At 65.8% G+C, this 21,898-nt stretch carries 19 protein-coding genes; 6 read left to right on the top strand and 13 right to left on the bottom strand.

What is annotated here, in order from left to right; all coding sequences use genetic code 11:
* Positions 1–47 precede the first annotated feature (47 nt).
* The gene (locus I5E68_RS20390) at positions 48–638 is read left to right on the top strand and encodes a POT-type proton-dependent oligopeptide transporter (protein WP_323982157.1); all 591 of its coding nucleotides are present in this window, start codon (positions 48–50) and stop codon (positions 636–638) included.
* On the top strand, positions 632–1,384 hold the full coding sequence (locus tag I5E68_RS20395; protein ID WP_323982158.1) for a POT-type proton-dependent oligopeptide transporter: 753 nt from the start codon (positions 632–634) through the stop codon (positions 1,382–1,384). The genes I5E68_RS20390 and I5E68_RS20395 overlap by 7 nt, the downstream gene beginning before the upstream one ends.
* 31 nt (positions 1,385–1,415) lie before the next feature.
* Here the strand turns inward: I5E68_RS20395 and I5E68_RS12465 are convergent, their stop codons facing one another.
* The 12 genes from I5E68_RS12465 to pgi all read right to left on the bottom strand — a co-directional run bounded on the left by I5E68_RS12465 (position 1,416) and on the right by pgi (position 17,785).
* Positions 1,416–1,787, bottom strand: a complete 372-nt coding sequence (locus tag I5E68_RS12465; RefSeq protein WP_197164142.1) for a tRNA-binding protein — start codon at positions 1,785–1,787, stop codon at positions 1,416–1,418.
* A gap of 161 nt (positions 1,788–1,948) precedes the next feature.
* Positions 1,949–3,970 (bottom strand): acetyl-CoA carboxylase biotin carboxylase subunit, encoded by a 2,022-nt coding sequence (locus I5E68_RS12470; RefSeq protein WP_197164144.1) that lies wholly within the window; start codon positions 3,968–3,970, stop codon positions 1,949–1,951.
* Positions 3,970–4,326 (bottom strand): lysozyme inhibitor LprI family protein, encoded by a 357-nt coding sequence (locus tag I5E68_RS12475; protein ID WP_197164145.1) that lies wholly within the window; start codon positions 4,324–4,326, stop codon positions 3,970–3,972. Before I5E68_RS12475 ends, I5E68_RS12470 begins: the two co-directional genes overlap by 1 nt.
* Positions 4,327–4,451: 125 nt before the next feature.
* Entirely contained in the window at positions 4,452–5,507 is a 1,056-nt protein-coding gene (gene bioB, locus I5E68_RS12480; RefSeq protein WP_197164146.1) for a biotin synthase BioB, read from the bottom strand.
* A 10-nt stretch (positions 5,508–5,517) separates the two neighbouring features.
* Complete coding sequence (locus I5E68_RS12485; RefSeq protein WP_197164147.1) at positions 5,518–6,321, bottom strand: heme-dependent oxidative N-demethylase subunit alpha family protein; 804 nt, start codon at positions 6,319–6,321, stop codon at positions 5,518–5,520.
* 37 nt (positions 6,322–6,358) lie between these two features.
* On the bottom strand, positions 6,359–8,497 hold the full coding sequence (scpA, locus tag I5E68_RS12490; RefSeq protein ID WP_197164148.1) for a methylmalonyl-CoA mutase: 2,139 nt from the start codon (positions 8,495–8,497) through the stop codon (positions 6,359–6,361).
* Positions 8,498–8,574: 77 nt separating this feature from the next.
* Positions 8,575–9,024, bottom strand: coding sequence for a methylmalonyl-CoA epimerase (mce, locus tag I5E68_RS12495; RefSeq protein WP_197164149.1), 450 nt, complete (start codon positions 9,022–9,024; stop codon positions 8,575–8,577).
* Entirely contained in the window at positions 9,024–10,202 is a 1,179-nt protein-coding gene (locus I5E68_RS12500; RefSeq protein WP_197164151.1) for an acetyl-CoA C-acyltransferase family protein, read from the bottom strand. Before I5E68_RS12500 ends, mce begins: the two co-directional genes overlap by 1 nt.
* A 135-nt stretch (positions 10,203–10,337) precedes the next feature.
* The gene (locus I5E68_RS12505; RefSeq protein ID WP_197164153.1) at positions 10,338–11,864 is read right to left on the bottom strand and encodes an acyl-CoA carboxylase subunit beta; all 1,527 of its coding nucleotides are present in this window, start codon (positions 11,862–11,864) and stop codon (positions 10,338–10,340) included.
* 349 nt (positions 11,865–12,213) lie between these two features.
* Positions 12,214–13,560 (bottom strand): glutathione-disulfide reductase, encoded by a 1,347-nt coding sequence (gene gorA / locus I5E68_RS12510; RefSeq protein ID WP_197164155.1) that lies wholly within the window; start codon positions 13,558–13,560, stop codon positions 12,214–12,216.
* Between the two features lie 161 nt (positions 13,561–13,721).
* Complete coding sequence (locus I5E68_RS12515) at positions 13,722–15,782, bottom strand: S8 family peptidase (protein WP_323982159.1); 2,061 nt, start codon at positions 15,780–15,782, stop codon at positions 13,722–13,724.
* Positions 15,783–16,264: 482 nt separating this feature from the next.
* Positions 16,265–17,785, bottom strand: a complete 1,521-nt coding sequence (gene pgi / locus I5E68_RS12520; protein WP_197164159.1) for a glucose-6-phosphate isomerase — start codon at positions 17,783–17,785, stop codon at positions 16,265–16,267.
* A gap of 166 nt (positions 17,786–17,951) precedes the next feature.
* Here pgi and lepB point away from each other — a divergent pair, with 166 nt between their 5' ends.
* The 4 genes from lepB to I5E68_RS12540 all read left to right on the top strand — a co-directional run bounded on the left by lepB (position 17,952) and on the right by I5E68_RS12540 (position 21,586).
* Positions 17,952–18,842 carry a signal peptidase I gene (gene lepB, locus I5E68_RS12525; RefSeq protein WP_197164162.1) on the top strand — a complete coding sequence of 297 codons (891 nt, stop codon included), beginning with the start codon at positions 17,952–17,954 and terminating at the stop codon, positions 18,840–18,842.
* A gap of 2 nt (positions 18,843–18,844) precedes the next feature.
* Positions 18,845–19,513 (top strand): ribonuclease III, encoded by a 669-nt coding sequence (gene rnc / locus I5E68_RS12530; RefSeq protein WP_197164164.1) that lies wholly within the window; start codon positions 18,845–18,847, stop codon positions 19,511–19,513.
* On the top strand, positions 19,510–20,415 hold the full coding sequence (era, locus tag I5E68_RS12535) for a GTPase Era (RefSeq protein ID WP_197164166.1): 906 nt from the start codon (positions 19,510–19,512) through the stop codon (positions 20,413–20,415). The genes rnc and era overlap by 4 nt, the downstream gene beginning before the upstream one ends.
* Positions 20,416–20,521: 106 nt before the next feature.
* Positions 20,522–21,586, top strand: coding sequence for an SGNH/GDSL hydrolase family protein (locus tag I5E68_RS12540; protein WP_197164168.1), 1,065 nt, complete (start codon positions 20,522–20,524; stop codon positions 21,584–21,586).
* 37 nt (positions 21,587–21,623) lie between these two features.
* On the opposite strand, the gene I5E68_RS12545 is transcribed toward I5E68_RS12540, so the two are convergent.
* Positions 21,624–21,803, bottom strand: a complete 180-nt coding sequence (locus tag I5E68_RS12545; RefSeq protein ID WP_197164170.1) for a hypothetical protein — start codon at positions 21,801–21,803, stop codon at positions 21,624–21,626.
* Positions 21,804–21,898 lie beyond the last annotated feature (95 nt).

Below are 21,898 nucleotides of genomic sequence, written 5' to 3' on the forward strand. Positions count from 1 at the left end.
AAGCCTGATTTCGCGCTCCGACAAGATAATTACGGGTCTCGACACAGATGACAGCAGCCGAAGCAACGCCCGAGCTCGACTTCCCCGAGGAAGCCGCGCGCGAGGATCGCGCCTTTCTCGGGCATCCCAAGGGCCTGGGGTATCTCTCGTTCGTCGAGGGCTGCGAACGCTTCTCCTACTATTCCATGCAGACACTGCTCGTGCTCTACATGGTCAAGTATCTGCTTTTGCCCGAGAACGTCGGCAACGTAATTGGCCTCTCCTGGCTACGCGGCAACTACTATGCAGGGCTCGAGGGCCAGCCGCTCGCTTCGGCGATCTTCGGCGACTACACCTCGCTCGTCTATCTCACCCCGATCCTGGGCGGCATCGCCGCCGACCGCTGGCTGGGGCGTCGGGCAGCTTTGATTGCAGGCGCCGTGATCATGTCGATCGGCCACTTCCTGATGGCCTTCGAGGGCCTGTTCCTCTTCGCACTGGTCTCGCTCGTCATCGGCGTCGGCCTGTTCAAGGGCAACATCGCCAGTCAGGTCGGCGAACTCTACAAGCCCGGCGACCTGCGCCGCGCCATGGCCTTCCAGATTTTTTACATCGCGATCAACGTCTCGGTCATCGCCGCGCCGGTGTGGTCATGGTGATCGGTCTCCTGCTCTATCTGCGCGCACGCCCTTGGCTGCCCGCCGATGCCCCCCGCGGTGCCGCGAAGGCGCAGGGCGGCGCCAAGACCGGCGCGCTCAGCCGCGAGGACTGGCCGCGTCTCGGCGCCCTAGCCGTGCTCGTCCCGGTTCTCGCGATCGCAATGATTCCCAACCAGGAAATCTTCAACGCCTACCTCGTCTGGGCCGACGCGAAATTCCAGCTGACCTTCTTCGGCGTGACCCTGCCCACCAGCTGGATGATCACCATCGACGCGACGCTCGCCTTCTCGATGCTGGTCGCGGTAGCCGCATTCTGGAAGTGGCGCTCGGACCGCACCGGACGCGAGCCCGACGAACTGGGCAAGATGGTGATCGGCTCGGTATTCTCGATCATGGGCGGCATGTGCCTCGTCATCGCCGCAGCGACCGTGCCCGAGGGCGGCAAGATCGGCCTGTTCTGGCCGGTCATGTTCCACCTGTTCAACTCGATCGGGTTTGCCCACCTGATGCCGGTGAGCCTCGCGCTCTTCACCAAGATCGCGCCGCGCGCGCTCAACGCGACGGTCGTGGGCATCTACTATCTCGCATTCTTTGGCGCCAACAAGACGGTGGGCGTCGTCGGCGGCTGGTATTCGAGCATGGACACGGTGCAGTTCTGGCTGCTCCACGTCGCGGCAGCGGTCTTCGGGCTCATTGCCTTTGCCATGCTCAAGATGGTGCTCGGCAAGACGCTCGCCGGAGACTGATGGCTGGCGGCCGACGGGCGCGCGTTGAGGCTCAGGCCAGGCGCGCGCCGTCGGGTACCCGCTTGTCGGGCGAGAACAGTGTGATGCGCGCCTCCTCGTCGCCGAAACCGAGCGTCAGGCACTCGGACATGGCCTTGCCGATCTGGCGAGGCGGGAAATTGACGACCGCCGCGACCTGCTTGCCAACAAGGTCCTCGCACGAATAGAGCGCCGCGACCTGCCCGATCGACTTGCGCGTCCCGACACCGGGGCCGAAATCAATCACCAGCTTGTAGCTGGGCTTGCGTGCGCCCTCATAGACGCTCGCCTCGATCACCGTGCCCACGCGGATGTCCACCTTGAGGAAGTCCTCGAAGGCGATGTTATCTGCGGGCGGGGTCGAGGCGTCGTGATCGAGGTGCATGATGGTCCTGGCTGCTCGTGGTGTCGTCGCGCCAGCATAAAGACCAAGCCCGTCAAGCTCCATGAAAAAGGCCCCGCCTCCGGTATCTCGACCGGAGACGGAGCCTTCTTGTTCGATCTGCCTGCGACCAGCCTGAACGCTTCAGGCCTCGCAGAAATCCGTTACTCGAGCTCGAGGATGATCGCGTCGACCGCGAGGCTCTCGCCCGCCTTGGCGTTGACGGTCTTGACCGTGCCCGACTTCTCGGCGCGCAGGATGTTCTCCATCTTCATCGCCTCGATCACCGCGAGCGGCTGGCCGACTTCGACCTTGTCGCCCTCGGCCACGTTGAGCGTGACGAGCAGGCCCGGCATCGGGCAGATGAGGAACTTCGAGAGATCGGGCGGGATCTTCTCGATCATGTGCTTCGAGTACTGCGAGACGCGCGTGGGCAGGCAGCCCACGACGTGGGTCGCACCGCGCGTCGTCAGCTTGAAGCCGGTACGCGTCGATTCGATCTTCATCGTGATCGGCTCGCCCTCGACCTCTGCGTCGATGAAGCGGTCGCCCGGCGTGTACTCGAGCGCCATGTCGACCTCTTCGCCGTTCACGGTGACGAGGTCCTCGTCGATCACGACATCGAAGCCCTGCTTGTCGATCGAGACCGTCCACTCGCCCGGCGGGTCGAGCGGAACGGCAAGCTGCCCGTCGACGCGGCGCGCACGGTCGGCACGCGCGGCGGCGATGAAGCCTGCGACCGCCGCGAGCTTGACCTTGAGCTCGTCGCTTGCAGGCGCACCGTGGAAGCCCTCGGGGTATTCTTCGGCGATGAAGCCGGTGGTGAGTTCGCCCGAACGGAAGCGCTCGTGCTGCATCAGTGCCGAGAGGAAGTCGATGTTGTGGCCCAGCCCCTCGATCTCGAAGGCGTCGAGCGCGGCGATCTGCTTGTCGGCAGCCTCGTCGCGAGTCTCGCCCCAGGTCACCAGCTTGGCGATCATGGGATCGTAGAACATCGAGACCTGACCGCCTTCGTAGACGCCGTCATCGACGCGGATGCCATCGATCCCGCGACGACCGTTCTCGTCGCCGTCGTCGGTCCAGCCGTCGACCGGCGGGTTGTAGCGCACCAGACGCCCGGTCGAGGGCAGGAAGCCGCGGTAGGGATCTTCGGCGTAGACGCGGTTCTCGATCGACCAGCCGCTGATCTTCACGTCGTCCTGCGTCATCTCCAGCTTCTCGCCATAGGCGACGCGGATCATCTGCTCGACGAGGTCGATGCCGGTGATGGCCTCGGTCACCGGGTGCTCGACCTGGAGACGGGTGTTCATCTCGAGGAAGTAGAAGCTCTCGCCCGTCGGGTCTGCGCCCGAGACGATCAGCTCAACCGTACCCGCCGAATGGTAGTCCACCGCCCGGGCCAGCGCGACGCACTGCTCGCCCATCGCCTTGCGCATGGCGGGCGTGACGAAGGGCGACGGCGCTTCCTCGACCACCTTCTGGTGACGACGCTGGATCGAGCACTCGCGCTCGTTGAGGTAGAGGATGTTGCCGTGCTTGTCGCCGAGGATCTGGATCTCGATGTGGCGCGGGTTGAGGATGAACTTCTCGATGAAGACGCGGTCGTCGCCGAAGGAGTTGAGACCCTCGCGCTTGGTCGCTTCGAAGCCCTCGCGCACGTCCTGCTCGTTGTGGGCAAGGCGCATGCCCTTGCCGCCACCGCCGGCAGAAGCCTTCATCATCACCGGGTAGCCGATCTCGTTCGAGATGCGCACCGCGTGCTCGGTGTCCTCGATGACGCCGACGAAGCCGGGCACGACGTTGACGCCAGCTTCCTTGGCGAGTTTCTTGGACTCGATCTTGTCACCCATCGCCGCGATCGCACCGACCGGCGGGCCGATGAAGGCGATGTTTTCCTTGGCGAGCGCCTCGGCGAACGAAGTACGCTCGGAAAGGAAGCCGTAGCCCGGGTGCACCGCTTCGGCGCCGGTCTGCTTGGCCGCCGCGATGATCTTGTCGGCGATCAGGTAGCTCTCGGCAGCAGGCGAAGGGCCAATGTGGACCGCCTCGTCGGCCATCTGCACGAAAGGCGCCATGGCATCGGCGTCGGAATAGACCGCCACGGTCTCGATACCCATCCGGCGCGCCGTCTTGATGACGCGGCAGGCGATCTCGCCCCGGTTCGCAATGAGGATTTTCTTGAACATCAGTTCGCCGTCTCCACGTATTCGCGCAAATCTGCCGTTCGCGCCTCGGTCAGTTTCGTCAGGCACCCGTTCTGGAGCAGTGGCCAGATCGTGCCGCTTTCATCTCTCGGACCATTCTCGGCGAGGCACTGGGCATCGCGGAAGGCGAGCCACTTGCGCTGTGCGTCGAGCAGGCGCGGCGCGGTCTTGCCGCCGCGCGCCCTGGCCCTGGCATAGGCCTGCTTCCACGCCGCGTTGAGCGCGGCATCGGCGGCCTTGTAGGTTTCGAAGGAACAGATGTTCATGTCGGTCTGCGTGCGCGCATCGGCGCAGACACCGGCGCTTGCAGCAGCCGAGAGCAGCAGGGCGGCTATCATCCTTCACGCCTCCCCAAGGCACACCCGTCTCTCCCGCGAAGGCGGACAAGCCGCAGCTTCGCAAGGTCCTGCCGGCAGGCAGGCACCCCGCCGATGCGGGGAAGACGGGTGAGCGCGCTGCGCACTTACTCGGCCGCTTCCAGCTTCGCGCAGCCCTTGGGCATGCGGCTCGCCTCGACATCGGCGCGTGTCTCGGTGATCGCCATCGGCCTGATGCCAAGTCGCTCGAACATGGCAAGGTCGCTGTCGTCGCCCGCATTGGGGGCGGTAAGCAGCTTGTCGCCGGTGAAGATCGAGTTGGCACCGGCCATGAAGCACATGGCCTGGGTCATCTCGGACATGGATTCGCGGCCCGCCGAGAGGCGCACCATCGAGTGCGGCATGGTGATGCGCGCGACCGCGACGGTGCGCACGAACTCAACGTCGTCGATCTTGGCCATCGGCGTGTCGGCGAGCATGTCGCCCAGCACCGTGCCCTTGACCGGGACGAGCGCGTTGACCGGCACCGACTGCGGGTGGTCGGGCAAGGTCGCCAGCGTATGGACGAAACCGACACGGTCGGCACGGGTCTCACCCATGCCCACGATGCCGCCCGAGCACACGTTCATGCCCGCCATGCGCACGTTGGAGAGCGTGTCGAGACGGTCTTCCATTGTGCGCGTGGTGATGACCTCGTCGTAGCGTTCGGGCGAGGTGTCGATGTTGTGGTTGTAGTAGTCGAGCCCGGCTTCCTTGAGCATGTCCGCCTGCTCGGCGGTCAGCATGCCCAGCGTCATGCAGGTCTCCATGCCCATCGCGCGCACGCCCTTCACCATCTCGATGATGGCAGGCATGTCGCGGTCCTTGGGGTTGCGCCAGGCTGCACCCATGCAGAAGCGGGTCGAGCCCTGGTCGGCGGCCTGCGCGGCGCGCTGGAGCACCTCGGAGACGCCCATCAGCTTGGTCGCCTTCACGCCGCTCTTGGCGTGGACCGACTGCGAACAGTAGCCGCAGTCTTCCTGGCAACCACCGGTCTTGATCGAGAGCAGCGTCGAGAGCTGGACCTCGTTGGCCTTGTGGTTTGCGCGGTGCACTTCGGCGGCGCGGAACACCAGTTCGGTGAACGGCAGGTCGAACAGCGCAGCGATCTCCTCGCGCGTCCAGTCGTTGCGGATGTCGGTCTGGGGGGCGGTATCAGTCATCGTCATTTCCTCATGCGGCCCGGGCCTGCGCGCGCTGCGCGGCATAGCCGGTCAGGGCCGCTGCATAGTGCGGTCCGGCGCGCCGTTCCAGTTCCCCGGCGCCGAAACCCGCGACCGATTGTACGATCCTCGCGACGGCGGCGTCCGAGAGCGAACCCAGCCGCGCGCGGTAGATGCCGATGGTGAACACGATCGCGCGCGAACGCGGCAGGCGGCGCAATGCCTCGCGCTCGCAGCGCACCCACAAGGTTTCACCGGCATTCTCGGGCGTTACATGGGCAAAGCGCGCCTCGGGCGCATCTTGCGGCATGTAGCGAAGTGCGTCCGAAGCCACGACGAAGGCGTTGGTGCGCCCGAAGATATTGGCCGACTGCAAGCCGTCCATGAACTTGTCGACACCGCTCGAAAGCGCCTGTGCATAGCCGTCGATGGGTTCGTGGACCTGATGCACGCTGCGTCCCATCTTCTCGGCAAGCCGCCAGTCGGTCGGGAAGCCTACCGATGCCGCGCCGAGCCGGAAAGGCGCGCCGGGCGCGTCCTGCACCATGACGCAAAGGTCTTCCCAGTGAGCGCGCGCGCAGGCCTCCAGGCCGCCCTCGACGCCGAGCAGGTCTCCCAACTCGGCAACCGCCTCCTCCGCGTCCGGCAGCACCACGGTGCTGTCCGGATGGGCGTCGAAAGCCTGCGCACGCGCGGGCAGGTCGGGCGCGGAATCTAGCCACTCGTCCGCGGCGAGCCGGACCAGCCCCATGCGCAGCGGGCCCGAGACCCGTGCCGCAGGAAGCAGATCCTCCACCGAGAAACCAAGTGCCATGGCCAATGCGCCCCTACCTTGCCGAACCCGTCGCGGCTTACTCGGCCGCTTCCAGCGCCTCGTCGGCGGGCGGCATGTTGTGGCCGAGCAGGCGCAGCACGTCGGCCGCGCATTCGACCACGTTCGAGCCCGGACCGTAGATGCCCTGAACGCCGCGCTCCTTGAGATAGTCGTAGTCGGACGCCGGAATGACACCGCCCGCGACGACCTTGATGTCGCTGCGGCCTGCATCGCGCAGGTGGCCGATGATCTCGGGGATGAGCGTCTTGTGACCAGCTGCCAGCGAGGAGGCGCCGACGACCTCGACGTCGTTGTCGAGCGCCATCTTGCAGGCTTCCTCTGGGGTCTGGAACAGCGGGCCGGTGACGACGTCGAAGCCCATGTCGCCAAAGGCCGACGCGATCACGTTGGCGCCGCGATCGTGGCCGTCCTGGCCCATCTTGGCGACGAAGATCTTCGGCGCATGGCCGAGCCGGCGCTTGACCGCCTCGACGCCCTCGACGACCTGGCGATAGCGCGTGTCCTCGGCATAGGCCGAACCGTAGATGCCCTTGACGGGCTTGGGCATCGTTCCGTGACGGCCGAAGACCTCTTCCATGGCGGCCGAGATCTCGCCAAGCGTCGCACGCTCGCGCGCGGCATCGACCGCGAGGCCCAGCAGGTTGCCATTGGAGCGCGCGCCTTCGGTGAGCGCCTTGAGCGCGGCCTGGCACTTTGCCTCGTCGCGGCCCGCACGCACCTTGTTGATGCGCGCGATCTGGCTCTCGCGGACCTTGTGGTTGTCGACCTCGAGCGTCTCGATCGGGTCTTCCTCGGCCTTGCGGTACTTGTTGACGCCGACGATCACGTCGTCGCCCTTGTCGACGCGCGCCTGACGACCGGCGGCGGCTTCCTCGATCATGCCCTTGGGCCAGCCCGCCGCGACAGCCTTGGCCATGCCGCCTTCGGCTTCGACGCGCTCGATGATCTCCCAGGCCTTGTCGACCAGCTCGGTGGTCAGTGCCTCGATGTAGTACGAGCCACCCAGCGGATCGACGACATTGCACATGCCGGTCTCTTCCTGGATGACGATCTGCGTGTTGCGCGCGATGCGGGCCGAGAAGTCGGTCGGCAGCGCGATGGCCTCGTCCAGCGCATTGGTGTGAAGCGACTGCGTGCCCCCCAGCATCGCGGCCATGGCCTCGATGGTGGTGCGCATGACGTTGTTGTACGGGTCCTGCTCCTGCAAGCTGACGCCCGAGGTCTGGCAGTGCGTGCGCAGCATCTTGGAGCGCTCGGACTTGGCGCCCAACTGCGTCATCGCGCGGTGCCACAAGGTGCGCGCGGCGCGCAGCTTCGCGATCTCCATGAAGAAGTTCATGCCGATCGCGAAGAAGAACGACAGGCGGCCTGCAAACTTGTCGATGTCGAGGCCCGAGGCCACGCCGTACTTCACGTATTCCATGCCGTCGGCGATGGTGAAGGCCAGTTCCTGGACCTGCGTGGCGCCCGCTTCCTGCATGTGGTAGCCGGAAATCGAGATCGAGTTGAACTTGGGCATGTTGTCCGCCGTATAGGCGAAGATGTCCGAGATGATCCGCATCGAGGGCTCGGGCGGATAGATGTAGGTGTTGCGGACCATGAACTCCTTCAGAATGTCGTTCTGAATGGTTCCGGTCAGCTGGTCCGGCGAAACGCCCTGCTCTTCGGCAGCGATGATGTAGAAGGCAAGGCACGGGATCACCGCGCCATTCATCGTCATCGAGACCGACATCTCGCCAAGCGGGATGCCGTCGAAGAGGATCTTCATGTCCTCGACGGAATCGATAGCCACGCCCGCCATGCCGACGTCGCCGGTGACGCGCGGGTGATCGCTGTCATAGCCGCGGTGGGTGGCAAGGTCGAAGGCGACCGACAGACCCTTCTGACCCGCAGCAAGGTTGCGGCGGTAGAAGGCGTTCGATTCCTCGGCGGTCGAGAAACCCGCGTACTGGCGCACGGTCCAGGGACGCCCGGCGTACATCGAGGCCTTCACCCCGCGGGTAAAGGGCGCGAAGCCCGGAAGGCCCGGATCGCTGGTGACATCCTCGGCGGTGTAGAGCGGCTTGACGTCGATGCCCTCGGGCGTGTGCCAGGTGAGGTCCCTGCCCTTGACTTCCTTGTCGGCGAGCGCCTTCCAGTCGTTGATGTCTGCCATTTTCCGTTCCTAGATCCCACCGCGTCCCTAGCCGGACGCCCTCATATTCTCGTTGTCGTTGCCCGCTGGCGGCGCGCTCAATGCGCCTCGCGCGGACGCTCCATGATCTCGGTCAGCTGGCCACCCATGTCCTTGGGGTGGACGAAGAAGATCATCGTGCCGTGCGCGCCCACACGCGGTTCGCCCAGCACGCGCTTGCCCTGAGCCTCGAACCAGGCCTTGGCCTCGGTGATGTCCTCGACCTCCCAGCAGATGTGGTGCTGGCCGCCGAGCGGGTTCTTCTCGAGCCACTTGCCCACCGCCGAGTCCGCCTCGGTCGGCTGGAGCAGCTCGATCTGCGTGCCCCCGGTGGTGCCAAGCGCGCCGCCCTGCTGCGGCGTCTCGACGAAGCAGACGCGCACCTTCTGGCTTTCCAGCACGAAGGGCTCGGTCACCACCTGCGCCCCCATCACCTCCTTGTAGAAGGCGATCGAGGCTTCGATGTCCGGCGTCGCGACGCCGATGTGGTTCATGCGGCCCAGCTTCATCACAAGTTCTCGATGACCATGGCGATGCCCTGACCGCCGCCGATGCACATGGTAATGAGGCCGTACTTGCCGCCGGTGCGCTTGAGTTCGTACATCGCCTTGATGGTGAGGATCGCGCCCGTCGCCCCGATCGGATGACCGAGCGAGACGCCCGAACCGTTGGGGTTGGTCTTGGCGGCATCGAAGCCGAGTTCCTTGGCAACGCCGCATGCCTGCGCGGCGAAAGCCTCGTTGCTCTCGATCACGTCGATCTGGTCGAGCGTCAGCCCGGCACGCTCGAGCGCCACCGGCACGGCCTTGACCGGACCAAGGCCCATCACCGAAGGATCGAGCCCTGCGTGGCCCCAGCCCAGGATCTTGGCCATGGGCTTCAGGCCCTTCTCGGCCACGGCCTTGCCACTCGCGAGAACGACCGCGCCCGCGCCGTCGTTGATGCCCGAGGCATTGCCGGCAGTGACGGTGCCATCCTTCTGGAAGACCGGCTTGAGCTTGGCCATCGATTCAAGCGAGGCATCGCCGCGCACGTGCTCGTCGGTGTCGAACACGATCGTGCCCTTGCGGGTCTTGATCTCGACCGGAACGATCTGTTCCTTGAAGTAGCCTTGCTCAATCGCATTGGCGGCGCGCTTGTGGCTTTCCACCGCCAGCGCGTCCTGATCCTCGCGGGTGATCTGGCACTGGGTCGCGACGTTCTCGGCGGTCACGCCCATATGGTAGTTGCCGAAGGGGTCCTGCAGCGCGCCGAGCATGCCGTCCTCGAAGGTGAGGTCGCCCATCTTGACGCCCTTGCGCACGACGCTGGTCATGTGCGGGGCATTGGACATGACCTCGCAGCCGCCGCCGATCGCGAACTGGTGCTCGCCCAGCGCGATGGCCTGCGCGGCCGAGACGATGGCCTGCAGGCCCGAGCCGCACAGGCGGTTGACGTTCATCGCCTGCGAGGAGATCGGCACGCCCGCGTCGATCGAGGCCATGCGCGAGACGTAGACATCCTTGGGCTGGGTCGGCACGACGATGCCCACGACCACGTTCTCGATCAGCGAGGCATCGACGCCGCCGCGCGCAAGAGCCTCCTTCATGACGAGCGTGCCCAGTTCCGCCGGACGGAACGAGGCGAGGCTGCCGCCGAAGGTGCCGATCGCGGTACGCGCACCGCTGACGATATAGATATCTTCCATGACTAGATCCTCTTGCCCTCTTTTACTGGCAATCATTCAATCCCGGGGCCTGCCGCACGGTTCCACCGCTGGCCGCCGCGTGAACCAGTGTCGCCGGGGGCCGCCCCTGCCGGGGCGTAGCCACCCGTCCACCGATCACAGCGGAATGTTGTCGTGCTTCTTCCAGGGGTTCTCAAGCGCCTTGTTGCGCAGCTTCCTGAGACCCAGCGCGATGCGCTTGCGGGTCGAGTGCGGATAGATCACCTCGTCGATGTAACCACGGCTGGCGGCGACGAAGGGATTGGCGAAGCGATCCTCGTATTCCTTGGTCTTGGCGGCGATGCCATCGGCATCGAGCCCGCGGAAGATGATCTCGACCGCGCCCTTGGCGCCCATCACCGCGATCTCGGCGGTCGGCCAGGCGTAGTTGAGGTCGCCGCGCAGATGCTTGGAGGCCATAACGTCGTAGGCGCCGCCATAGGCCTTGCGGGTGATCACGGTGATCTTGGGCACGGTCGCCTCGCCATAGGCGAAGAGCAGCTTGGCGCCGTGCTTGATGATGCCGTTGTGCTCCTGATCGGTGCCCGGAAGGAAGCCCGGCACGTCGACGAAGGTGATGATCGGGATGTTGAAGGCGTCGCAGAAGCGCACGAAGCGTGCGGCCTTCTTCGAGGCATTGATGTCGAGCACGCCTGCCAGCACCATCGGCTGGTTGGCGACCACGCCCACGGTCTTGCCCTCGACGCGGCCGAAGCCGCACAGGATGTTGCCCGCGTGCAGCGGCTGAACCTCGAAGAAGTCGCCCTCGTCGAGCGTCTTACGGATCACCTCGTGCATGTCGTAGGGCTGGTTGGCCGAAGGCGGGATGATCGTGTCGAGGCTAGGCTCGGCGCGATCCCAGGGATCGGCGCAAGGACGCTCGGGAGCCTCGTCGCGGTTCGATGCGGGCAGGAAGTCGATGAAGTCGCGCGCGGCAAGCAGCGCCTCGATGTCGTTCTCGAGCGCAAGATCGGAGACCGAGGTCTTCGACGAGTGCGTGATCGCACCGCCCAGCTCTTCCTGCGTCACGACCTCGTTGGTGACGGTCTTGACCACGTCGGGCCCGGTCACGAACATGTAGGAGCTGTCCTTCACCATGAAGATGAAGTCGGTCATCGCGGGGCTGTAGACCGCACCGCCGGCGCAGGGCCCCATGATCAGCGAGAGCTGCGGGACAACGCCCGAGGCGAGGATGTTCTTCTGGAACACGTCGGCATAGCCACCGAGCGAGGCGACGCCTTCCTGGATGCGCGCGCCGCCCGAGTCGTTGAGACCGATGACCGGGGCACCGACCTTCATCGCCGCGTCCATCACCTTGCAGATTTTCTGCGCGTGGCGAGCCGAGAGCGAACCGCCGAACACGGTGAAGTCCTGCGAGAAGACGTAGACGAGGCGCCCGTTGATCGTGCCCGAGCCGGTGACCACGCCGTCGCCGGGGATCTTCTGGTCGGGCATGCCGAAATCGACGCAATCGTGCTCGACGTAGAGATCCATCTCCTCGAAGCTGTCCTCGTCGAGCAGGACCTCGAGGCGCTCGCGCGCGGTCAGCTTGCCCTTGGCATGCTGCGCGTCGATGCGCTTCTGGCCACCGCCCAGCTTGGCTGCGGCGCGACGCTTTTCGAGTTCGGCGATATTGGCTGACATCCGGCTTCCCTTACCCGTGGTTGTTTCCATCGAGACTTGCTGCATGTGCTAAAGGCAGTTCCCGGCGCTCAGGTCAATAGTTTTAATCGAACGGTTAAACTTTCCCGCGCAACTGCTCCGACAATATCCGACAAGCGATATCGCCTCCCACCTACCGGAGACGTGCGCCACAAGGACGAACGCGCAAGATCGTGCCTGCCATGCCACACGGCCCGGAAAACCGGGATCGCTGCGAAGCTGCCCGGGACATGCGAGAAGGGGCGCGGAGAAGGGTTCCCCCTCGCCGCGCCCCTTCTCGCCCGCAACTGCGGGCCCGGTAACCGGGTCAGCCCTTGCGGGCCGGACCTATCTATTTGAGCAGGACCAGTTCCTCCGACATCGTCGGGTGCAGGGCAACGGTCGCATCGAAATCGTCCTTGGTCAGTCCGGCCTTCACCGCAACGGCAGCCGCCTGCATGATCTCCGGCGAATCCGGGCCGATCATGTGCAGGCCAAGCACCTTGCCGGTATCGGCATGGCAAACCATCTTGTAGAGCGAGCGCTCGTTGCGATGGGCAACGACGTTCTTCATCGGCCTGAAATCGCTCGTATAGACCTTACAGGTACCAAAGGTCTCGATGGCCTGCGCCTCGGTCATGCCAACCGCCGCGATCGGCGGATGGCTGAATACTGCCGCTGGAATGCAGCCGTATTCGACAGTGGTCGGCTTGCCGCCGAAAACGGTGTCGGCGAACGCCTGCCCCTCGCGGATCGCGACGGGCGTGAGCTGGACCCGGTCGGTCACGTCGCCGACAGCGTAAATGCTGTCGATCGCAGTGCGCGAATGCTCGTCGACCGAGATCGCCCCGCGTTCGTTCACCTCGACACCGACCTCGCCAAGGCCGAGCCCCTCGACATTGGGCACGCGGCCGGTGGCGTAGAGCACGCAATCGACCTCGAGCGGATCGTGCCCGCTCATCGAGACGGTCAGCGAACCGTCCTCGTTCCTGACGATCTTCTCGATCTCGGCGTTGAAGCGAAAATCGATGCCCTTGGTCATCGAAATCTGCAGCAGACGGTCGCGCACGCTCTCGTCATAGCCGCGCAGGAGCTGATCCGAGCGGTTCATCAGCGTGACCTGCGCGCCGAACTCGTTGAAGATGCCCGCGAATTCGTTGGCGATGTAACCCGCCCCGACGATCAGTACACGCGCCGGAATGGCATCGAGATGAAACGCCTCATTCGAGGTAATGCCGTATTCGTGCCCTTCGAAGCTGGGCACGTAGGGGCGCGCTCCGGTCGCGATCAGGATGTGGCGCGCGGTCTTTTTCTCACCGCCCGACAGGGTAATCTCGTGCGGGCCGGTGATCGTCGCGCGCTCGTTGTAGATTTCAACGCCATTGTTCTCGAGCGTCTGGGTGTAGAGGCCGTTGAGCCGGTCGACATCGCCCAGCACGTTGTCGCGCAGCTTGATCCAGTCGAACTTCGCGCCCTCGATCTCCCAGCCGAAATGCTGCGCATCCTCGAGGTCTTCGGCGAAGTGGGCCCCGTAGACGAGCATCTTCTTGGGCACGCAGCCGCGGATCACGCAGGTCCCACCGACCCGGAACTCCTCGGCCACCGCCACTCTGGCGCCGTAGGCCGCGGAGACGCGGCTGGCCCGCACGCCGCCCGAGCCGGCGCCGATGGTGAAGAGGTCGTAGTCGTAGTCGGACATGCAGTAATGCTCCAGGCCAGGCCCGGCAGGCGGGCATCAGGTTCGGTGGGGGCATATGGGGGCTAGGCAGTGCCCCTGCCAACCCCTCCCGTGCGAACAGGCGGCCATTACCCGCAGGTCGGGCTTGCGCAGGCATGGGGCACCGGCGGGCAACCCTCTCGTCACTCGAGCACAAGCCGCCAGCGCATCAGCACGCGGGCGTCACGGGCATCCGCGCTCGATGCCAGCGCGAGCGCGGCCTGCGAGCGCGGTCCAGCGCGCTCGAAGCCGAAGGTCACCAGCGGGTCGAGGCGCCCCGACAAATCGACCTGCCGCTGCGAATAGAGCAGCGAGCGGTTGGCTAGATCATAGCCACTGCCCACCGTCCAGGTGCCGCTCCCTCCGATGACCGCAAGCGGCTGCGCCAGTCCGAGGCGCACGACACCGCCCAGCAGCGCACGGCTGGCGGTGACGCCGAAGCGGGTGGTGACCAGCCGGTCGGCATCGGTAAGCAGCATGTCCGAGGCCAGCTTGAGGCTGGTCGTCCCGAGGCTGGCATAGCCCGAGAGGCTCCAGTCCCTGCCGAGCTGGACGTCCTGCGCCGCCTCGACGAACACGCTGCGCGCCCCGTCGCCGAAGCGCAGTGCACCCGAGCCGGTGGGCGTGCCGAGAACCGCCCCGCGCTCGTCGAGCGCGCCCAGCTTGATGGTTGTCCCGCGCTTGCGCCAGCTTGCCACGACACCGCTGGCCGAGGCCCCGTAGTCGCCACCAGCCAGCGCTTCGACACCGAGCGTTCCTCCCAGTCCGGGATGACGCATGCCGAGCGAAAAACGGGCCTGGGGCGCATAGGCCTGCACTGCATCACTTACCGGCGCGAGCCCCATGAAGCTTGCCGAGACATCGTCGAGCGAGTTGAGCGCGGCATTGATCCAGGTGCGACCTGCGCGCCAGGCTAGGCTGCCGTTGGTCATCACCGTACTCCAGTCGTTCTCGCCCGGCCCCACCCGCAAGCGGGTAAAGCCGGCGGACGCCGCGAGATCGGGTGTGGCGAAACTCGCCTGCCCAGCGCCTGCCTGGATGCGCAGGCGTCGCTCGAGCGCCACGCTGTCTGCGACGGGCCGCGCAACCATGCCCGACAGGTCGCCCCGGAAATCGCGCCCGTAGCTATCGAGCACGGTCACATCGCCCAGCGCCTGGCGCGCAATGGCGTCGGCATCGACGGGGGCCGGGGTGACCAGTGCAGCCCCCTTGGCCGCAGTCTGGACGGCTCCGTTGGACAGGGTCGGGTTTACCGGCGAGAGCGCGGCCTCGACATCGATCAGGCCATGTCCGAAGACCGGATCGACCCCGGCCTCTCCGATGTCGCGCGCGGTCTCGATGATCACATCGCCCGCCTCGATGCCCGAAAGCTGCGGCCACTTGCTCAGGATCAGCGCGGCCAGGCCACTGACCTGCGGCGCAGCCGAACTCGTGCCCGTGAACCAGACATAGGAACCGTCGACCGCCTGCGTGGCATTCGTCCCCATCGCGGTGACGCAGCGATACATGGCGGCGGTACCGCACTGGTTCGAGTAGTCGCCCAGTTCGTAGGTGGAACCATTGTTGTCTGCAGCGACGACAAAGAGCCAGCTGCGATCGTTGGTCGAATTCAGGTCGAGATAGCCTGCCACGTGATCGAGGCCGTCATTGCCCGCAGCATTGACGAAGAGCCCGCCTGTCTCCTGATAGCGCGCGACCATCGTTGACCAGAGCGGGCTCGGCGTATCCGTCTCGACCTTGGCCAGCGATACATTGGCGACCTTGATCCCGTTGGTACCGGCATAATCGAGCGCCCGGCGCACGGCGCCGGTCTCGATCGTGACGCGCTCCTCCTCGTCGGTGGTATCGAGGTTGGTGTTGCTCACGCGCAGCGCGACGACCTCGACCCCGGGCGCGATGCCCTGGACGCCGCGCCCGTCATTGCGCGCGGCGAGAACGCCCGCGACCAGTGTTCCGTGTTCGGCATAGTCATCGCCAACGACATTGCGTGCGGAAGTCGAACCGTTCTGTGTGACCGACCCGAAATCGCGGCTCAGGCCAGAGATCTGACCGGTCATCTCGCTGACGCCCTTCACGCCGTCGTCGATGACCGCCACCTTCACGCCCTGCCCGGTCCAGCCGTTGTCGAGCGCATAGAGCGCGTTGACGTATTCGAACGAGAGGTAGTTGACGCGGTATTCGGCATCGTCCTGCGACGACCGCACAGGCTGCTGTGCACTCGGCAGGATACCCGGATCATTGGACGGCGGAACCGGAGTGGGAGTGGGAGTGGGAGTGGGTGCAGGCGTCGGTGTCGGTGTCGGTGTGGGGGTCGGTGTCGGTGTAGGCGTCGGTGTCGGAGTGGGCGCAGGCGGCGGCGTGGAACTCACCCCGCCAGAACTCCCACCGCCCCCACAAGCTGAAAGCGCCAGTACCACCGCAAGCGCACTCGCACCGCGCCCGGACAAATTGCGCATCGACCGCCAAGCCGCACTCATATCAATCGCACCTCGAAACAACGTCGCCAAACGGCGTCCAGTATTGCCTCGAGCCTATAAGCCGGTCCGCCCGGTCAAATGGTTAACACGAACCTTATTTGCGGCAAGTCACCGGCAGTGCTGCCCTCGTGCAACACTTACCGGTCAACATTGCACGCAGCACAGCAAAGTTACGTGCGAGAGTAACCAGAAGCTGCGCTCCGCACGCCTCAGATGATCCCGCAGGTCGCCAGTAGGGCCTCGGTCGAGGGGTCGAACCTGACCCCACCCTGCGCGATCTGGTTCGCGATCTGCTTGCCCAGCTCGACGCCGAACTGGTCGAAGGGGTTGATCCCCATCAGCACGGCATTCGCGAAGGTGCGGTGTTCGTGGAAGGCGATCAGCGCCCCGAAGGTCGCGGGGCTGATCTCGTCGAGCAGGATCGTCGCCGAGGGGCGATCGCCCGGATAGGCGCGCGCAGGGTCCTCGCTTGCCTTGCCCGCCATCAGCGCCGCGCCCTGCGCGAAACAGTTGGAGAGCAGGATGCGGTGATGCTCGTCGTCGAGATCGTGCCCGGGCGCGATCGAGGCGATGAAGTCGACCGGCACGAGATTGGTGCCCTGATGGAGAAGCTGGAACACCGCGTGCTGGGCATCGGTACCCACTCCGCCCCAGGTGATCGGAGCGGTCGGCCCGTCGACCGGCGTGCCGTCGGCTTTCACGCTCTTGCCGTTCGATTCCATCTCGAGCTGCTGGAGATAGTCGGGCAGCAGGTCGAGGCGTTCGTCGTAAGCGAAGACCGCGCGCGTCTGGCAGCCGCGAAGGCGCGTGTAGTACTGATCGGCAAAGGCCGCGCGCAGCGGCAGGTTGGCAGCGCCGTCGGTGTCGCGGAAATGCTCGTCCATCGCTGCAGCGCCAGCCAGGAACTCGGCAAAATCGGGCCAGCCCAGCGCCATCGCCACCGGAAAGCCGATCGAGGACCACAGCGAATAGCGCCCCCCCACGCTTTCCGAGAAAGGCAGGATGCGTGTCTCGTCGACGCCCCATTCGATCGCCTTCTCGGGCGAGGCGGTCAGCGCGACGACCCGACCGTAAGGATCCTCGACCTCGTTCTCCTTGAGCCATTCGAGCGCGCTGTGCGCATTGGTCATGGTCTCGATGGTGGTGAAGGTCTTGGAGGCGACCGCGATCATCGTGGTGGCAGGGTCGCAGGCCTTGAACGCGGCCTCGAGCGCGCAGCCGTCGATGTTCGAGACGACGTGCACGTCGACCAGCGCACCTTCACGCGCGAGCGCATCGACGGCGAGTGCCGGGCCCAGCGCCGATCCGCCGATGCCAATGTGGATGACGTGCTTCACCTCGCCCATCGCGCCGCGCAGGATCGCCTCAACGATCGCGGCCATGCGGTGGTGGTAGTCGGCGGCGAGCGCAACGCTCTCCTCCTTGCCCACGCCGCGCTGGGCGGTGTGCTCGGCGGCGCGCCCCTCGGTCGGGTTGACGATCTCGCCCCCGAACAGCGCGGCTCGGCGGCCGGCAAAATCCATCTTTGCGGCAAGCTGCTCGAAAGCCGCGATATGCGCATCGTCGAGGTGGGTCTTGGACCAGTCGAACACGATCGACCCCGCGCTCTCGTCCTCGCCGACCTCGAAGCGGGTGGAAAGCTTGTCCAGGCGCTGGGCGTCGGCCTCGAACAACTGCGAGAGCGTCGGCTTTTCCAGCTTACCCAGCTCGTCCCAGAGAGTGTCACCCATGCCTTGATCCTCCATATTCACCTTGTCGGCGCCATTTATGGGTGCTGCATGTGCGAAAACCAAGACGTTTCCTTGACATGACGATGACGAATTCTCGTCGAAGCGTGTCAGGCGCCCATCGGCAATTCACTTGACGCACGCGCGCTCGCACAACATGGGTTTGCCCATGAGCGATACCGACAGCGCAAGCACCACCAAGCCCTCCGCGACGAGCGCGAGCGGCCCGACCCGGGTCACCCGCGGCAAGCCCAAGAAAGACGAGAACTTCTTCTCCTTCCTGTTCTGGCTGGTGCTGGGCGTGGTCGTCCTGCGCAGCTTCATCATCTCGCCGTTCAACATTCCCAGCGAATCGATGCTGCCGCGCCTGCTCATCGGCGACTACCTGTTCGCCTCGAAGTGGTCCTACGGCTACACCAAGTACTCGCTGCCCTTCAGCGCTCCGCTGATCCCGGGCCGCATCTTCGCGCACCAGCCGGAGCGCGGCGACGTGGTGATCTTCAAGGCGCCTCCCGGCAACGACCTCGACTACATCAAGCGCGTGATCGGCCTGCCCGGCGACGAGATCCAGATGCGCGACGGCCAGGTCTTCCTCAACGGCAAGGCCGTGCCCAAGGTGCGTGTCGACGACCTCATCCTGCCCGTCACGCAGAACATGCTCGATGCCGCGCGCACCGAGATGCGCCACCCCTGCGTCGATCCGACCTTCGCCATGGTCCGGCCCGACGGCACCCCGGCCTGCCGCTACCCGCAGTTCCGCGAGACGCTGCCCAACGGGGTGAGCTACAACGTGCTCGACCTCGGCACCTTCGACAAGGACAACACGCCGGTCACCATCGTGCCCGAAGGCCACATGTTCCTGATGGGCGACAACCGCGACAACTCGCAGGACAGCCGTTTTCCCGCGGTCGAGGGTGGTGGCATCGGCATCGTTCCGCAGGAGAACCTCGTCGGCAAGGCTGCGGTCATGATGTTCTCGACCGATGGCTCCGCCTCGTGGATCAAGCCCTGGACCTGGTTCACCGCGGCACGCTGGAACCGCATCGGCGGGACGTTCTGACCTTGCTGGCACCTGCTACCCGCACCTTTCTCGAAGACCTGACCGGCGCGCCCTTGCGCGACGAGGCCCTGTGGCTGCGCGCCCTGACCCATGGCAGCACCGGCGAGAAGAAGAACTACGAACGGCTCGAATTCCTCGGCGACCGCGTGCTTGGCCTGACCATCGCCGAATGGCTCTACGAGAACAGCACAGAGGCGGAAGGCCGTCTCTCGCAGCGCCTCAACGCGCTCGTCAGCCGCGCGACCTGCGCGCAGCTCGCCCGCACGATAGCGCTCGGTGAGCACATGATCCTGGGCAAGCAGGCCCGCGACGATGGCGGGCTCGATTCCGAGAACATCCTGGGGGACGTGATGGAAGCGCTGATCGGCGCCTGCTTCATCGAACGCGGCTTCGAGGATGCGCGCGCGATGGTGCGCCGCCTGTGGAGCGCTGCGCTCGAGGGCAAGACCGGCAAGCGCAAGCACCCCAAGTCGGCGCTGCAGGAATGGGCCGCAGGCAATCGCCGTCGCGTGCCCGAGTACCGCCTCGTCGATCGCTCGGGCCCCGACCACGCCTCGGTGTTCACCGTCGAGGTCACCATACCCAATGTCGGCGCCGCGCAGGCCACCGCCAACTCGAAGCAGGACGCCGAGACGCGCGCCGCGGAAGAATTCATGAGGAAATTCGGATGACCGATCAAACCACCGAGAAGTGCGGCCTCGTCGCCGTCATCGGCGCCCCCAACGCGGGCAAGTCGACGCTCGTCAACGCACTCGTCGGGCAGAAGGTGGCGATCACCTCGGCCAAGGCGCAGACCACCCGCGCGCGCCTGCTGGGCATCGCGCTCGAAGGCCCCACCCAGATCATCCTTGCCGACACGCCGGGCATCTTCGAGCCCAAGCGCCGGCTCGACCGGGCGATGGTTGCCGCCGCCTGGGAAGGCGCGCAAGAGGCCGACGCGATCGTGCTCGTGGTCGACCCGCTCAAGAAGCGCCGCCACGAGCTCGAGCCGTTGCTCGAAGCGCTCAAGGGTCGCCCCGAGCGCAAGCTGCTGGTGCTCAACAAGGTCGATGCAAGCGTCAAGGAGCCGCTGCTGGTGCTGGCACAGGAGCTCGCGGGCAAGGTCGAATTCGACGAGGTCTTCTTCGTCTCGGCGCTCACCGGCGACGGCGTACCCGAGCTCAAGACCCATCTCGCCTCGCTCATGTCCGAAGGTCCCTGGCACTATCCCGAGGACCAGGTCTCCGATGCTTCGGAACGCCTTCTCGCCTGCGAGATCACGCGCGAGCAGGTCTACAAGCAGCTCCACGACGAACTGCCCTACGACACCGCCGTGCGCCCCGAAAGCTACACCCAGCGCACGGATGGCTCGGTCGAGATCCGCCAGCAGATCGTCGTCGCGCGCGATGGCCAGAAGGCCATCGTGCTGGGCAAGCGCGGTGCCAAGATCAAGGCCATCGGCGAGGCCGCGCGCAACGAGCTGGCCGAAGTGCTCGGCCACAAGGTCCACCTGTTCCTCCACGTCAAGGTGGACGAGAACTGGGCCGATGCCCGTGACATCTACGAGGAAATCGGGCTCGACTGGGTGCGCTGAGCGCGCCCGGGAACCCAAGCTGGAACATTGCATTTTGCGTCCTGCCGGCCGATTACGCTGGCAGGACGATGCCACCACCCTTGCGGGTGCAATCTACGGGGACACGATGAAATCAGGTTTCGGGGCTGCACGCCTTGCCGGGCTCCTGCTCGCGGCAGGGACTGCGGCCTTCCTGCCATGCGCAAGCGCGCTGGCGGCCGCGCAATCCGCGCGAGATCCGTCTCGGGCCCAGACGCCCGCGACGAACCAGCAACCCATCACCCAGCTCGACCCGGCCGCCCAGCGCGCGCTCGCCGAACAGGCGATCACGACCGCGATCGAGGAAAGCCTGGTGGGCGAGCGCTACGTCGCGATGGGCTCGTCCTTCGCGGCCGGGCCCAAGCTGCCGCCTGCCAAGACCGGCGCTCCGGCGCGTTGCGGGCAGAGCCAGAACAACTACCCCTCGCTGCTCGCCGAGCGCTTCGGCATGATCCTGAGCGACCGCAGCTGCTCGGGCGCGACCACCAATAACGTGCTCGGCCCCTGGGGCGACATCCCGCCGCAGATCGACGCGGTCACCCCGCAGACCCGGCTGGTGACGGTGACCATCGGCGGCAACGACCTGAGCTACGTCGGCAACCTGTTCAACGCGACCTGCCGTACCCGCTCGCGTGAGTCGGTGGCGCGCGGGGGCAAGCCGCGCACATGCGCCGCAGTGCGCGTGCCCACGCAAGTCGATTATGCCCGCGTCGAGATGCAGATGAACGAGATCGTGCGTCGCATCCGCGCCCAGGCACCACGTGCCCGCATCGTCCTCGTGCAGTACCTGACCCCGCTCTCGGCTGACGGCAAAACCTGCCCCGAAAGCCCGGTAAGCGCTGCCGACGCGGCAACGATCCGCGCCATCGGCAAGCGCCTCGCCCAGATCACCGACAAGGTCGCGCGCGAGCGCAAGGTGCTGGTGGTGGAGATGAACCTCGCCTCGGCCAATCACACGCCCTGCGATGCCGAGCCCTGGATGATCGGCTCGCCCGAGGGCTACGACGGCTCCAAGGGCCTGCAGTGGCACCTCAATTTCGCGGGGATGCAGGCGACCGCCAACGACATCGCATGGTGGCTGATCCGCAGCGGCGTGCGCGAGGCACTGCCGCCTGCGCCACCCGCGGCGCCCGGGCAGACCATCAAGAACTGACCGCCCTTACGCAGGGGGCGCGCTGGCAGTCGCCTGCTCAGCGCGCCTTGGCGATGGTGAAGCCGTGCTGACGCGCGGCGTCCTTGGTCGATTCCTCGGTGCGGTTGAGCGCCTTGGCGATCTCCTTGAGACCCTTGCCCTTGCCCGCGAGAACCTGGAGCTTTTGCAGCTCCTCGCTCTTCCAGGGCTGCTTGTGCTTGGCGATCTTCTGGCTCATGTCATGCTTTCCGGCCCTCTCGCGGGCCTAATCTGTCGAGGCTGTCGTCCGGGCCGGTGCCATCAGGGCGGCGGGAAAAGCCTGAGCTTCCCCGC

The organism is Novosphingobium aureum, from assembly GCF_015865035.1.
In the GTDB taxonomy this organism is placed as follows: domain Bacteria; phylum Pseudomonadota; class Alphaproteobacteria; order Sphingomonadales; family Sphingomonadaceae; genus Novosphingobium; species Novosphingobium aureum.